General features: G+C 70.2%; 10 protein-coding genes and 1 tRNA gene. 8 read left to right on the forward strand and 3 right to left on the reverse strand.

Annotation, left to right across the window (positions count from 1 at the left end):
• Positions 1-94 precede the first annotated feature (94 nt).
• From ABTZ59_RS31605 to ABTZ59_RS31615, 3 genes are read left to right on the forward strand one after another with little or no spacing between them, the layout of a single operon-like run.
• Positions 95-1,306 carry a Gfo/Idh/MocA family protein gene (locus tag ABTZ59_RS31605; protein WP_351421106.1) on the forward strand — a complete coding sequence of 404 codons (1,212 nt, stop codon included), beginning with the start codon at positions 95-97 and terminating at the stop codon, positions 1,304-1,306.
• On the forward strand, positions 1,303-2,283 hold the full coding sequence (locus ABTZ59_RS31610; protein WP_351421110.1) for a DUF6807 domain-containing protein: 981 nt from the start codon (positions 1,303-1,305) through the stop codon (positions 2,281-2,283). The genes ABTZ59_RS31605 and ABTZ59_RS31610 overlap by 4 nt, the downstream gene beginning before the upstream one ends.
• Entirely contained in the window at positions 2,277-3,038 is a 762-nt protein-coding gene (locus ABTZ59_RS31615; protein ID WP_351421113.1) for a cupin domain-containing protein, read from the forward strand. The genes ABTZ59_RS31610 and ABTZ59_RS31615 overlap by 7 nt, the downstream gene beginning before the upstream one ends.
• Before the next feature lie 69 nt (positions 3,039-3,107).
• Here the strand turns inward: ABTZ59_RS31615 and ABTZ59_RS31620 are convergent, their stop codons facing one another.
• Complete coding sequence (locus ABTZ59_RS31620) at positions 3,108-5,465, reverse strand: galactose-binding domain-containing protein (RefSeq protein ID WP_351421118.1); 2,358 nt, start codon at positions 5,463-5,465, stop codon at positions 3,108-3,110.
• Between the two features lie 293 nt (positions 5,466-5,758).
• Here ABTZ59_RS31620 and ABTZ59_RS31625 point away from each other — a divergent pair, with 293 nt between their 5' ends.
• Positions 5,759-9,046 carry a family 78 glycoside hydrolase catalytic domain gene (locus tag ABTZ59_RS31625; protein WP_351421124.1) on the forward strand — a complete coding sequence of 1,096 codons (3,288 nt, stop codon included), beginning with the start codon at positions 5,759-5,761 and terminating at the stop codon, positions 9,044-9,046.
• Positions 9,047-9,224: 178 nt separating this feature from the next.
• Here the strand turns inward: ABTZ59_RS31625 and cobF are convergent, their stop codons facing one another.
• Positions 9,225-10,070: a precorrin-6A synthase (deacetylating) gene (gene cobF / locus ABTZ59_RS31630; protein WP_351421128.1), complete on the reverse strand. Its 846-nt coding sequence runs from the start codon at positions 10,068-10,070 to the stop codon at positions 9,225-9,227.
• Between the two features lie 136 nt (positions 10,071-10,206).
• Here cobF and ABTZ59_RS31635 point away from each other — a divergent pair, with 136 nt between their 5' ends.
• The 3 genes from ABTZ59_RS31635 to ABTZ59_RS31645 are packed head-to-tail and all read left to right on the forward strand — an operon-like array spanning position 10,207 to position 13,081.
• The gene (locus ABTZ59_RS31635; protein WP_351421131.1) at positions 10,207-10,926 is read left to right on the forward strand and encodes a (Fe-S)-binding protein; all 720 of its coding nucleotides are present in this window, start codon (positions 10,207-10,209) and stop codon (positions 10,924-10,926) included.
• The gene (locus tag ABTZ59_RS31640; RefSeq protein ID WP_351421136.1) at positions 10,923-12,380 is read left to right on the forward strand and encodes a LutB/LldF family L-lactate oxidation iron-sulfur protein; all 1,458 of its coding nucleotides are present in this window, start codon (positions 10,923-10,925) and stop codon (positions 12,378-12,380) included. The genes ABTZ59_RS31635 and ABTZ59_RS31640 overlap by 4 nt, the downstream gene beginning before the upstream one ends.
• The gene (locus tag ABTZ59_RS31645; protein ID WP_351421140.1) at positions 12,377-13,081 is read left to right on the forward strand and encodes a LutC/YkgG family protein; all 705 of its coding nucleotides are present in this window, start codon (positions 12,377-12,379) and stop codon (positions 13,079-13,081) included. The genes ABTZ59_RS31640 and ABTZ59_RS31645 overlap by 4 nt, the downstream gene beginning before the upstream one ends.
• Here the strand turns inward: ABTZ59_RS31645 and ABTZ59_RS31650 are convergent.
• Positions 13,071-13,553, reverse strand: a complete 483-nt coding sequence (locus ABTZ59_RS31650) for a DUF309 domain-containing protein (protein WP_351421143.1) — start codon at positions 13,551-13,553, stop codon at positions 13,071-13,073. The two genes, ABTZ59_RS31645 and ABTZ59_RS31650, sit on opposite strands and share 11 nt — an antisense overlap.
• A 103-nt stretch (positions 13,554-13,656) precedes the next feature.
• Here ABTZ59_RS31650 and ABTZ59_RS31655 point away from each other — a divergent pair.
• Positions 13,657-13,730, forward strand: a tRNA-Pro gene (locus ABTZ59_RS31655).
• The last annotated feature ends 129 nt before the right edge of the window (positions 13,731-13,859 follow it).

The following is a 13,859-nucleotide window of genomic DNA, read 5'->3' on the forward strand; positions in this document are numbered from 1 at the left end:
AGCGCTTGCTATCGGTGCTCGCCATCGGTGCTCGGCAACCGCGCTTGCTGTCAGCGCTTGCTGGCCGCTGCGAGTTCCAGGAGTGCGAAAGGGAGTGTTCGCGACGTCTCCGCGCAACCTGACAGACCGGCGGATCCGCGCCGCCGTCATCGGCACGGGAGGGATCGCCAGGGGAGCGCATCTCCCGGCCCTGCGCGCTCTGCGCGACGACATCGAGATCGTCGCCGCCTTCGACATCGACGAGGAGGCCGTACGGGCGTTCTGCGCCGACGGCGGCGTTCCGCGTCCCTACACCGATCTCGACCGCATGCTCCACGAACAGCGCCCCGACCTGGTCTCCATCTGTACGCCCCCGGTCTTCCACCGCGAGCAGACCGTGGCCGCGCTGCTCGCCGGCGCCTGGGTGTGGTGCGAGAAGCCGCCGTGCCCCTCGCTCGCCGAGTTCGACGCCATCGAGGCGGCCGAGCGGCAGGCGGCAGCGGCGGAGAACTCCCCGGCGGCGGGGGAGATGTCCGCGGCGGGCGCGGGCGGCGGTGGACCGTACGCCTCGATCGTCTTCCAGCACCGGTTCGGCTCCGGGGCCCGGCACATGCGCTCCCTGATCGCCGGCCGGGCGCTGGGCCGTCCGCTGGTCGCCCACTGCCAGACCACCTGGTATCGCGACACCGCTTACTACGCCGTGCCGTGGCGTGGCAACTGGGCCGGCGAGGGCGGCGGCCCGGCGATGGGCCACGGCATCCACCAGATGGATCTGCTGCTCGAACTGCTCGGGCCCTGGACCGAGGTACGCGCCATGGCGGGCCGGCTGGTGCACGACGTCGAGACCGAGGATGTGTCCACGGCGCTCGTACGTTTCGAGAACGGCGCGCTGGCCACCGTCGTCAACAGCGTGCTCAGCCCCGACGAGGTGAGCCGTATCCGTATCGACTGCGAGCGCGCGACCGTCGAACTGACGCATCTCTACGGCTACACCAATGACGACTGGCGGATCACCCCGGCCCCCGATGTGGACGCCGGGGAATTGGCCCGCTGGCGTGATCCGGGCGAGGACGTACCCAGCTCGCATCTGGCCCAGCTCCGTTCGCTCGTCGCCGACCTACGGGCGGGACGCCGGCCGCGCGCCAGTGGGGCCGACGGCCGCACCAGCCTCGAACTGATCAGCGCGCTGTACAAGTCGGCGTTCACCGACACGACCGTCAGGGCCGGCGAGATCGGTCCTGGCGACCCCTTCCACACGGCCCTGCACGGCGGAGCCCCCGGCTGGGCACCATCGCGCCCCGTCCCCATCACGGAGATCCCCGTATGACCATCTCAGGAACGCCGGACACGTTGGACGCGCCTGTCACGGTGGCGGACATCACCGCGCCAGGACTGCGGCTGGCCCACACACACGGTGACCGCATCGATCTGCGCTTCGGTGGAGTCACCCTGATCCGGTATGTCTACCGGCCCGAGGCGGCATGGGAGGCCCCCAAGCCGTATATGCATCCGCTGCGCACGCTGTCCGGCGGTGTGGTCACCGACTACCGCCCCCATGACCACCGCTGGCACAAGGGCCTCCAGCTCACCGCCTCCCATCTGTCGGGACAGAACCTGTGGGGCGGCAACACGTATGTGCACGGCGAGGGTTACCGCCCGCTGCCGGAGCGCGTCGGCTCGATGAGTCACGAGGGCTTCGACGAGGTAACGGCCGACTCGGGGCGCGCCGTCATCGCCGAGCGGCTGGTGTGGCGCAACCACGACGGCGACGCGTGGGCCGACGAGTCCCGCCGTATCGAAGTCCACGACGTCGACACCGAGGCCGGCGCGTGGACGCTGACCTGGTCCGCCGCCATCACCAACCGGCGGGACGAGCCACTGCGCCTCGGCAGTCCCACCACCGCGGGGCGCGAGATGGCCGGCTACACCGGTCTCTTCTGGCGCGGACCGCGTGCTTTCCGGAGCGGGCGGCTGATCGGCCCCGAGCTGGCGGGGGAGGAGCTGATGGGCAGCCAGGCCCCATGGGTCGCGTACAGCGGTGAGTTCGACGGCATCGACGGCCAGGCCACTCTTGTCTTCGCGCACGCGCCGGAGAACGATCACACCGGGTCGGGCGGACAGCACCCCGCGCACTGGTTCGTACGCAGCGAACCGTTCGCGGCGGTCGCTCCCTCCTGGGCCTTCTTCGAGGAACTGGTCCTCCAGCCGGGCGACACACTGACCCGGCGCTGGCGGGTGATCGTGGCCGACGGCGGCTGGGAGCGCGAGGACATCGCCACGTACCTTGAGCGGCAGTCGTGGTGAGCCCGGCGGCCGGGTTCGCCGGACTCCCGGGGGCGGTCGCGGTCTCGCATCTGAGCGTGTACGACTGGGAGTCCGCCGACGGAGCGAGCGGTGGTACTCCGCATCTGCATCTCACCTGTTCCGAGGCGTATGTGGTGACCGAGGGCCGGGGCTCCGTACAGACGCTCAGTCCCACGGGCCTCGACACCACACCGCTGGCGCCGGGGGCGCTGGTGTGGTTCACCCCCGGCACCATCCACCGGCTCGTCAACGAGGACGGGCTGCGGATCGTCGTCCTGATGCAGAACAACGGTCTGCCCGAGGCAGGGGACGCCGTACTGACCCTGCCACCCCCCTACCTCACCGACCCGGACACCTACGCGCGGGCCGTACGCATCCCGGACGCGCCGGAGCCCGAGCAGGCCGCCGCCGCGCGCCGCCGGCGTGATCTGGCGATCGAGGGATTCATGGTGCTGCGTACCGCGTGGGAGGCGGGCGACCAGCGGCCTCTGCTCGACTTCCAGCGGTCGGCCGCCGCGCTCGTGCGGCCCCGGGTGTCCGAGTGGCGGGCGCGCTGGGAGGCCGGCGCTGCCGAGGCGGCCCGGCAGACCGGAGCCCAGCTCGACCGGCTGGCCGCCGGTGACGCCGCGCATCTGGCCGAGGCGCGCCTGCACGCCCGAATCCCGGCGCACCACGGCAGGTTCGGCATGTGCGGGCGGCTGAACACGTACGACATCGATGGCCCGGACGGCGATGGTCGGGCGGGAGGCTCCTGACCGGAGCCCGCGCGCGAGAACGCCCGGCTGGGTCTCCCGGCCGGGCGTTCCGTGTGTTCTGTTCCTGGCTCAGCTGGTGTAGGCCTCCAGTTCGGAGAGCTGGGCGGCCGGCCAGCCGGTGTTGCCCGTGACCGTCAGCCGCAGATAGCGGATCGGGGTCCCGTCCAGGGCGACCGTCGCGGTATTACCGCTCGCCGGGTTGAAGGTATAGCCCGCCGACGCCTTGAGCGTGCTGTACGAGGAGTTGTCGGTGCTCCCCGACACACTGAGCGTCTGGGTGCGGGTCGTCCACGCCGACGCCGGAGGCAGTTTCAGCACCACCCGCTTGACCGCCTTCGACGCGCCGAGGTCCACGGTGATGGTCCCCGGGAACGCGTTGTTGGTGCTCTCCCAGTACGTTGTGGCGTTGCCGTCGACCGCGTTGGCCGCGCCGTACACATCGGCATGGCCGGACTCCGTGACCGGACGGCCGAGAGCGAGATTGCCCGGGTCCGTCGGCGGATCGGTGGGCGGATCCGTCGGCGGGTCGGTGGGTCCGCCGGGCACACCGCCGTTGGTCCACACCGGGTCGGGCCAAGTGCCGGTGCACGCGGGCGGATTGGCGTACCAGCCCGAGTTCCCGGCGCCCTGGGCGATCTGGAAGCCGCTGCCCACACAGTTGTGGATCGGGTTGGACTGCGCGATATGGGTGGCGGTCACATTGGTGAAGGAGGCCGTGCCCGGAGCCTGGATCTGGAGCGCGTACGTTCCGGCGCCGTCGATCCGGACGTTGTTGAAGTGCAGCCCGTTCGTCGCGCCCTCGATCAGATGGATCGCGGCGTAGGAGCTGTCCAGGACCTCGCTGTCGGTGATGTTGATGGTGGCGTTGATCGGTTCGTTGAGACCGCTGAACCAGATCGCCCCGACGCCGAAGCGCCAGTTGTAGTCATTGTTTCCGGCCCGGATCAGGGTGTTGCGCGCGGCGGTGGTGGTCCCGGAGACCGCCGTGCCCTGACCGGAGTTGACGCCCGGATAGCGGTTGGCGATGTGCAGCCCGCCGCCGTTGGTGATGGTGTCCGACATGACGTTGTCGGAGATGGTGATGTCCCTGCCGCCGTACGTGACGATGTTGTTCGCCAGGATCGGCAGGATCACGGTGTTGAACGTGAACTTGTTCTTCACGTTCGGGATGTTCTCGGCCCACATGGCCAGTCCGTCGTCACCGGTGTTGCGCACAAAGGTGTTGGTGACCGTGGAGTTGGTGACACCTATGTGGAAGTTGACGCCGTCCGCGGTCTGGTCGAGGATGCGGCTGTTCTTGATGGTGAAGTTGTCCATCGGACCGTCCATCCAGGCGCCGCACTTGGTGTGCTGCATCCAGACGTTGTCGACGACCGAGTTGGACATGGCGCCGCCGATGGCGTTGACCTGGTCGTTGTCCACACGCTCACGGATGTCGCCCATGATGGCGAAGTCCTTGAGGGTGACATTGCTGCTGCCGCCCGCGTTGGCGTATTTGCCGTAGACACCGACGGCCTTGCTGCGGTCGGACGGATCACGTCCGGTCAGCACGCTGTACCAGGGACCCGCGCCACGCAGGGTCACCTTGTCGACGATGATGTGGTCGCGCACCTGGAAGGTGCCCTGCGGGACATAGACCTCCCTGCCCTGCGTACGTCCCGCGTCGACCGCCGCCTGGATCTTGGCCGTCGAGTCGGCGGCGCCGCTCGGGTCCGCGCCGAAGTCGCTCACCACGTCGAGCGCGCCAGAGGGCTTTCCGATCGGCGCGGCCACCTGCTCGAAGTCGGCGAGATCGATCGTGAACGTGGGCGACGCGGCGGTCGAGGAGACCTGGAGCCGGACCTTCGTACCGGTCGGCAGTGTCGACCCGAACATGGTGCGGGTCTCGTCGTAGAAGTGGTGCGGGTTGGTGTCACCCGGGTTGTTGTTGAACGGGTAACCGCCGTAGTACCAACCGTACTTGGAGGTCACCGGCACGCTCTTGAGGGAGGTGCCGTTGATCCGTAGATCGATGGTCGCGTCCCGGCCGGTACCCGCCGCGTTGTCCGGCAGCGAGTAGCGGAACGACATCGCGTTCGCCGGTGCGGTGAGAGTGAACTCCACATACTCACCGACCGCGTCGAGTGTCACGGCCTGTCGGCCCGAGGCTTCCGAAGGCAGCGTGCCGTAAAGGCGGTTGGGGCCGATCAGGGAGCCGTTGGTGGCGGCGTACTCGGCTTCCTGCTCCTTGAACGGCACCGTGGCGCCGCGGCCGGGGACATTGATGGGTGAGGGGGCGGGTACCGCCGCCGCCTGCGCGGTGGGAGCGGTGGAGAGCACCACCGCCGCGGCCGTCCCGGCCACGGTGAGTGCGAGGGATATGGATGCGGCGATGCCGCGCCGGAGCAGGCGGGCTCGTGGGGGTCCGGTGGGGAGTGTCACAGACATACGTCCTTGCGGCTCGTGGGGACTCTGCGGACGCGAAAAGGTTAGAAGTTGCCTTACAAGAAGTCTATGAATCCGCGCAAATTTCAGAGGTACACGCAAAAATCCACGACCTGCTCGCGGCCCGACAGATCCGGTGGAGGGGCTGGGGCGGAAGGGGTGAGGCCGGGTGCCGACAGGTCGCGAAGGCGCCGTGCCGGGCGCCCCGCGCACACCTCTTGTAGCGCGGACGCGGTCGGCCCTACGATGCCCGACAGGGACATGAAACGTTTCAATTCAAGGGAGCCGCGATGGGCATGGGCTGGACACGCCGAGGTCTTCTGCACACCTCCGTGGCGGGCGCCGGGATGGGGATCGCGGGGCTCGCCGCCGCCACCCCCGCCGCGGCCGCGCCGTCCGGCGGCTCGCCGGGAACGGGCGGGCGGCAGGGCCGGCTCCATGTCACCACCGCCACGGTCGAATACACCGAGCGGCTCCTCGGCACCGATGCCGCGGCCCCGCTGCTGTCCTGGGAACTGAGCGGCGAAGAGGGCGCCAGGGACGCCCGCCAGAGCGCCTATCAGATCCGGGCCGCGACCGATCCGCGCGCGCTTACGTCCGGCCACCGACTCCTCTGGGACACCGGCCGCGTGGCCTCCGACCGGAGCGTCGCCGTGCCCTACGCGGGCCCACAACTGCCACCCCGTACCCGCTGCCACTGGCAGGTCCGTGTCTGGGACGCCGAGGGACACGTCTCACCGTGGAGCACGGCGGGCTGGTGGGAGACCGCGCTCGGCGCCGAGCCGTGGCGGGCGCGCTGGATAGGCGCCGACCAGGCGCCACCGCCGCCCGGCTTCGATGGCGCGTCCTGGATCTGGACCGAGGGGGCGACCACCGGCAACGCCCCCGTGGGCCCCAGATGGTTCCGCGGCGGCCTCGAACTCCCGCCCGGCGCCAGGGGCGAGGACATCGCACGGGCCACACTCCTCGCCACGGCGGACGACGACTTCACCCTCCATCTCAACGGCAGGCAGACGCTCCACGCGCCCGAGCGGGTGGACGGCTGGCGCACCGGACACACGGCCGAGATCACCGAGGCCGTACGGTCGGCCGCCGACGGCCGGATCGTCCTCGCCGCCCTCGCGACCAACCGCGGCGCGGTCTCAGTCAACCCGGCGGGACTGCTCGTACGGCTGCTCGTCGAAACCGCCCAGGGCGCCAGGCACGAGCTGGTCACCGGCCCCGGCTGGCGCGCCGCGGACACCGGGCGACAGGGCTGGGAGCAGCCGGACTTCGACGACGGCGACTGGGCCCCGGCGGCCGTACTGGCCCCCTACGGCCAGGGCCCATGGGGAAGCGGAGTCTCGATCCCGGCGCCCGAGGCGCCCGCGCCCCTGCTGCGCCGCGAGTTCACCGTGTCCGGGCCGGTCAGCCGCGCCCGGCTCTACATCAGCGGACTCGCCTACTACACGGCCGAGTTGAACGGGAAGCGAGTGGGCAGCCAGGTGCTCGACCCGGCCTTCACCGACTACGACGAGACCGTGATGTACGCCGTCCACGATGTGACCTCACTGCTGCGACGCGGTGACAACGCGATCGGTGTGACCCTGGGCCGTGGCTTCTACGGCATGACCACCCCCAACGTCTGGAACTGGCACCAGCCGCCCTGGCACGGCGAACCCCGGCTCCTGTGCCGGCTGGAGGCCGAGCACCCCGACGGTTCCCGCACCACCGTCGTCTCCGACACCGACTGGCGGATCACCGAAGGCCCCACGCTCACCAACTCCCTCTACGCGGGGGAGACCTACGATGCCCGGCTGGCCCCCAAGGGCTGGACGATGCCCGGCTTCGACGACAGCTCCTGGCGCTCCCCGAATCCCCAGACCGCGCCCAAGGGCACCCTGCGCGCACAGCCGCACGACCCGATCGAGATCATCGAGACTCTGACCCCCACCGCGATCACGGAGCCGCGCCCCGGCGTGTATGTCGTCGACATGGGCCGGACAACGGCGGGCTGGACCCGGCTGAGCGTACGGGCCCCGGCGGGCACCCTCGTCCAGCTCGTCCATGGCGAGAAACTCAAGGCGGACGGCAGTGTGCACGCGGAGACCGGTCATGTGCCGGGACGCTTCCAGCGCGACGAGTACATCTGCGCGGGCGGCGGGACCGAGGTCTGGGAGCCCTCCTTCTCGTACAAGGGCTTCCGCTATGTCCAGATCAGCGGATTGCCGAGCCGCCCACGGCCTGCCGATGTGCTCGGCCGGGTCGTCCATACGAAGGTGACCGAGGTCAGCTCCTTCGACTGCTCGGAGCCCTTCTACGAGCAGCTCGACCGGGCGATGCGCCGCACCCTGCTCAACAATCTGCACGGCATACCCACCGACACCCCCATGTACGAGAAGAACGGCTGGACCGGGGACGCCCAGCTCGGGGCGCCCATCATGGCGTACGCCTTCGGAGTCCATCGCTTCCTGGCGAAATGGCTGGACGACCTGGCGGACAGTCAGAACGCCGAAGGCCAGCTGCCGGTGATCGTGCCGAGCGGCGGCTGGGGCTACGGCGATCTCGGGCCCTCCCCGGAGTGGACGACCGTATACCCGTTCCTGATAAGGGAGATGTACCGGATCTACGGTGACGACCGGGTGGCGCGCGCGCACTGGACCACCCTGACCCGTTATCTGGACTGGGAGTTGGACCGGCTGGTGGACGGTCTCGCCATCACCGCGCTCGGTGACTATCTGCCACCGGGATATGGCGGCAACCCGCCCGAGGACACCCGCCTCACCGCGACGGCGTATCTGCACCGCGCGCTGACCCAGACGGCCGAGCTGGCCGAACCGCTGGGCCACGGCGAGGTCGGGGACCGCTACCGTACGGCCGCCGCCGGGCTGAAGGACGCCTTCAACGCCACCTTCCTCGACCCCGCGTCCGGCCATTACCGGACCGCGAAGGACCCCGGCTACCGGCAGACCTCCAACGCGCTGCCGCTCGCCTTCGGTCTGGTCCCGAGCGGCGCCCGCGCGTCGGTGCTCGACAGTCTCGTCGCCGATATCAAGACGCGCGGCGACCACCTCAACACCGGCGCACTGGGCACGAGCGTGCTGCTGCGCGTCCTGTGCGCCCACGGCCGCCCCGAGGTCGCGCACGCCATCGCCACCCAGCGTACGTACCCGAGTTGGGGCTACTGGTTCGACAACGGCGCCGACACCATGTGGGAGATGTGGCCCGTGGACTCGCGCTCGCGCGACCACTACTTCCAGGGGACGGTCGTCCAGTGGCTGTACGAGAACGTGGCCGGCCTGCGTCCCGGGGACGGGGGCTACCGCACCTTCACCGTACGGCCCGACGGCCGGACCGGAGTCACCTGGGCACGTACCTCGATCCGTACCGTACGTGGCACGGCCTCGGTGGCCTGGTCCGCGATAGGCCCTGATCTGCGGCTCTCGGTGCGGGTGCCGGTCGGCGCGGCGGCGGAGATCCATGTACCGGCCGAGCGCCCGGAGCAGGTGAAGGCGCCGGGCGGAACGGAGTATCTCCGTACGGAACCGGGCTTCGTGGTCTATCGGGCGGGGCAGGGGACCTGGGACTTCGTGGGGCGCGGCTGACGGCGGAGCCCAAGGAGAGCCGGAGCCCAAGAGGAGCCGGAGCCCAAGGAGAGCCGGAGCCCAGGTGGAGCCGGAGCCCAGGTGGAGCCGGAGCCCAAGTGGAGCCGGAGCCCAAGAGGAGCCGAGAGGAAGCCGAGGGGGCGTGTCCTTGAACGTTTCGGAGCGGCCCTGGCGGGCCTCAGTCCCGGCGCAGCAGATACGTGTCCATGATCCATCCCTTGCGGGCGCGCGCTTCGGACCGCAACTCCCTGATCCGGTCGGCCACTTCGGAGAGTCGGCCGGAGACCAGGATCTCGTCCTCGGTCCCCACATAGGCGCCCCAGTGAATGACGGGATCGGCCGCCAGATGGTGGCGGAAGGACTGGTGCGCGTCCAGCATCACCACGACATCGTCCGCGCCGTCCGGCCAGCCCTCGGCGAGCCGGCGGCCGGTGGTGATCTGTACGGGACGGCCCACCCGGGTCAGTCCGACGCGATGCCTCGCGGCCAGCGCGGAGACGCTGCTGATGCCGGGGATCACCTCGTACTCGAACCGGACCGAGCCGCGCGCCAGGATCTCTTCCAGGACGGCGAGCGTCGAGTCGTAGAGGGAGGGGTCGCCCCAGACGAGGAACGCCCCGGTCCTGCCCCTGCCGCGGTCCCCGGTCCCGTCCAGGTCCCCGGTCCCGACGGGGTCCCCGGTCCCGTCAGGGTCCTCGCCGCCGCTCAGCTCATCGGCGATCGCGCGTTCGCAGAGGGCGGCGCGCCGGCTCCGCCAGTCGTCGACGGTTCCGGGGTATCCGGCGCTGTCGGCCGTCCCCTCCCGTTCCGGGTCGCGGATCTCGACCAGCCGATAGCCCCGGCCGCCCGAGGACTCCCCGGCATGGCGGCGCAGGATCTCGTGCCGGAGCCCGATCAGATCCGACTTCTCGGCGCCCTTGTCGAGCAGGAAGAAGACGTCCACGCGCTGGAGAGCCTTGACGGCCTGGACGGTCAGCTGGTCGGGGTCGCCCGCGCCGATACCGATGACATAGATCTTTCGCACACCGCCGAGTCTGCCGTATGTTCCTCGGCCGCCCCGATACCGCCCGGAGGAAGGTCATATCCATCGGATGTCTGATGAACCGTCACTCGCTGCGAAGGACTTCCGCGCACCCTCGCGGCGGACATATGCTCCGCCCATGCGCGCCGCCCTCTTCGTCACCTGTGTCAACGACGCCGTCTATCCGGCCACCGGCATCGCGACCGTACGGCTCCTGGAACGTCTGGGCGTCGACGTCGACTTTCCCGACGCGCAGACCTGCTGCGGCCAGCCCCAGTTCAATACGGGCTACCGGCGGGAGACCGAGCCGCTGGTTCGGCGGATGACCCGGGCCTTCGAGGGATACGACTATGTGGTGACGCCGTCCGGGTCCTGCGCCGCCATGGTCCGCCACCACTACCCCAGGATCGGCGACGAGGCGGCGGCCTCGCTCGCCGCGCGGACGTACGAGCTGACCGAGTTCCTGGTCGACGTGGTGGGCGTGACGGATGTGGGGGCGCACTTCCCGCACACCGTCACCTACCACCCCTCCTGTCACGGCCTGCGGCTGCTGGGCCTGGGGGAGCGGCCGCGCAAGCTGCTGGAGTCGGTTCGGGGACTGGAGCTGCGGGAACTGCCCGGCGCGGACGAGTGCTGTGGCTTCGGCGGCACCTTCGCGGTGAAGAACTCCGATGTTTCGGCCGCGATGGGGCAGGACAAGGTGAGCAACGCGGTCTCCACCGGGGCCGAGGTGCTCTGTGGCGCGGACAATTCCTGTCTGATGCACATCGGCGGGATCGTGCGCAGGGAGGGTGCCCCACTGCGTCCCGTACATCTCGCGGAGATCCTGGCGTCGACGGAAGAGGAGCCCTGGTCATGAGCGGTACGTATCTGGGGATGCCGGCGTTTCCGGTGGCGGCGAAGGAGGCGGTCGGCAATGAGACCCTGCGCGGCAATCTGCGGCACGCCACCCACACCATCCGCGACAAGCGCGCCAAGGCCGTGGCGGAGCTGGACGACTGGGCGCTGCTGCGGGAAGCGGGCAGGCGGATCAAGGACCATACGCTGCGCCATCTGGACCGCTATCTGCTGCGGCTGGAGGAGTCGGTCACGGCGGCGGGCGGGGTGGTGCACTGGGCGGCCGACGCCGAGGAGGCGAACCGCATCGTCGCGGAGCTGGTGAAGGCCACCGGCGAGACCGAAGTCGTCAAGGTCAAGTCCATGGCCACCCAGGAGATCGGGCTCAACGAGGCGCTGGAGGCCGAGGGCATCTCCGCGTACGAGACCGACCTGGCCGAGCTGATCGTCCAGCTCGGCCATGATCGGCCCTCCCACATCCTCGTCCCGGCGATCCACCGCAACCGCGGCGAGATCCGGGACATCTTCCGGGACCGGATGGGCGCCTGGGGCCGGCCGGCGCCCGACGGCCTCTCCGACACCCCCGGCGAACTCGCCGAGGCCGCGCGGCTGCATCTGCGGGAGAAGTTCCTGCGCGCCAAGGTCGGTATCTCGGGGGCGAACTTCATGGTCGCCGAGACCGGCACGCTCGTGGTCTTCGAATCGGAGGGCAACGGACGGATGTGTCTGACGCTTCCCGAGACACTGATCTCCGTGGTGGGCATCGAGAAGGTGGTGCCGAGCTGGCGGGATCTGGAGGTCTTCCTCCAGACGCTGCCGCGCTCCTCGACGGCGGAGCGGATGAATCCGTACACCAGCATGTGGACCGGCACCCATGACGCGGACGGACCGAGCACCTTCCATCTGGTGCTGCTGGACAACGGTCGTACGGACACCCTCGCCGACGAGGTCGGCCGACAGGCGCTGCGCTGTATCCGCTGCTCGGCCTGTCTCAATGTCTGCCCGGTGTACGAGCGGGCCGGCGGGCACGCGTACGGCTCCGTCTACCCGGGCCCGATCGGGGCGATCCTCAGCCCCCAACTCCGGGGCACCCAGAGCGAGATCGACGCGTCGCTGCCCTACGCCTCCTCGCTCTGCGGCGCCTGCTACGACGTGTGTCCCGTCGCCATCGACATCCCCGAGGTGCTGGTCCATCTCCGCGAGCGGGTCGCGGACCAGGGAGGCAAGGGACATCGGCTGGAGAAGGCCGCGATGAAGGCGGCGGGCTGGGTGTTCGACCATCCGCGCGTGCTGGCGGCGGGGGAGCGGGCCGCGTCGAAGACGCGCCGGCTCCATCCCTCGAAGCTTCCCGGGACGGGGGCGTGGACCGACTCGCGCGAGCTGCCCGCGCTGCCGCCGGAGTCGTTCCGTGACTGGTGGAAGAAGCACCACGACGACCACAACAGCCCTCACGACCGTAAGGACACAGGGACATGAGCACCGGCGCAGCCGCGACCTCGCGACCCGGCCCCGACCCCCTCCCCGACCCTCTCCCCGGCCCCGGATCCCGGGAGCGGATCCTCGCCCGGATCCGCGCCGCCGTCGCGGACGCCCCCGACGCCCCGGAAGCCGCGCGCGACTACCTGGACACGCACACCCCCGACGCACGCGTCATCGACCTGCTCGCCGAGAACCTCACCGACTACCGCGCGCTCGTCCACCGGACGGACAGCGACGGGCTCCCCGCGCTCATCGCGCGCCTCCTGGCGGAACGGGGCGCCCGTACCGTCCTCGTCCCCCCACTGCTCCCGGCGCGCTGGCTCTCCGCCCTCGCTTCCGTGGGCACCGATCTGATCAGGGTCGAGGACGATCCCCACGCCACCGCCCGGGAGCTCGATGTCGTGGACAGCGTGATCACCGGCTGCGCCCTGGCCATCGCGGAGACCGGCACACTCGTTCTCGACGCCGCCCCCGACCAGGGAAGGCGCCGCATCACACTCGTGCCCGACCATCACATCTGTGTCGTACGCATCGCTGACCAGGTGGTCGGTTCCGTACCGCAGGCCATGCCCAGGCTCGACCCCACCCGCCCGCTGACCTGGATCTCAGGACCGTCCGCGACCAGCGACATCGAACTCGACCGCGTGGAGGGCGTACACGGCCCGCGCACCCTCGAAGTCATCCTGCTCAGTGAGTGAGCGGCACCAGCCGAGGAGCCTCGCGGGCCGCGTCCACCTCTTCCCCGCGCTCCACCCGCGCCGCCAACTCCCGGGCCCAGGCGATCAGTCCGGCCACATCGACACCGTACGGATTCGGGTACGCGGCGATCGCCCCCGCGCCACGCAACAGCAGCCGCGCCCCGCCGGTCGCGTTACCCCGGGCGGCGTGCGTCAGCCCGACGGCGAGCTGAGCCATCCCCTTCCACAGCGTCCGCTCCACGTCGGGCCCCGACTTCCACGCGTCCTCGAACACCTCGTGCGCATGGAACGGCATCCCCGCGTCCAGCAGCCGCTGCGCTTCCCGAAGCGTCTCCCCGGGCGTACGCACCACCCCCTCGGGCCCCCGCTCCACCCCCGGAACCTCATACGCCAACGGCCGCCCCAGCCCATCGCGAGGCCGCGCACTCCGCGCCCGCCCCTCCTCGTCACGATCCCGCCTGTTCTCCTTCATACGCCGATTGTCGCGCGGACAGGGCGCGTCTTCGCGCCGCTCGGAGTGGGGTAATCTTCTCTTGCGCGGCCGACCGGGGATTCTCCCCATCGAGGCCACGCATCGGGACGTGGCGCAGCTTGGTAGCGCACTTGACTGGGGGTCAAGGGGTCGCAGGTTCAAATCCTGTCGTCCCGACAGTGATGTCGGATATTTTCGCAGCTCAGGGGCTATCTTCGGATGGCCCCTGAGACGTTTCACGGGAGCGGGTTTGGGGGGTGGTGTGAGGGCGGGGGTTGGTGGGGCGGCCGGAGGGGTGGGTGGCGG

Source organism: Streptomyces sp. NPDC094034 (assembly GCF_040303865.1).
Lineage (GTDB): Bacteria > Actinomycetota > Actinomycetes > Streptomycetales > Streptomycetaceae > Streptomyces.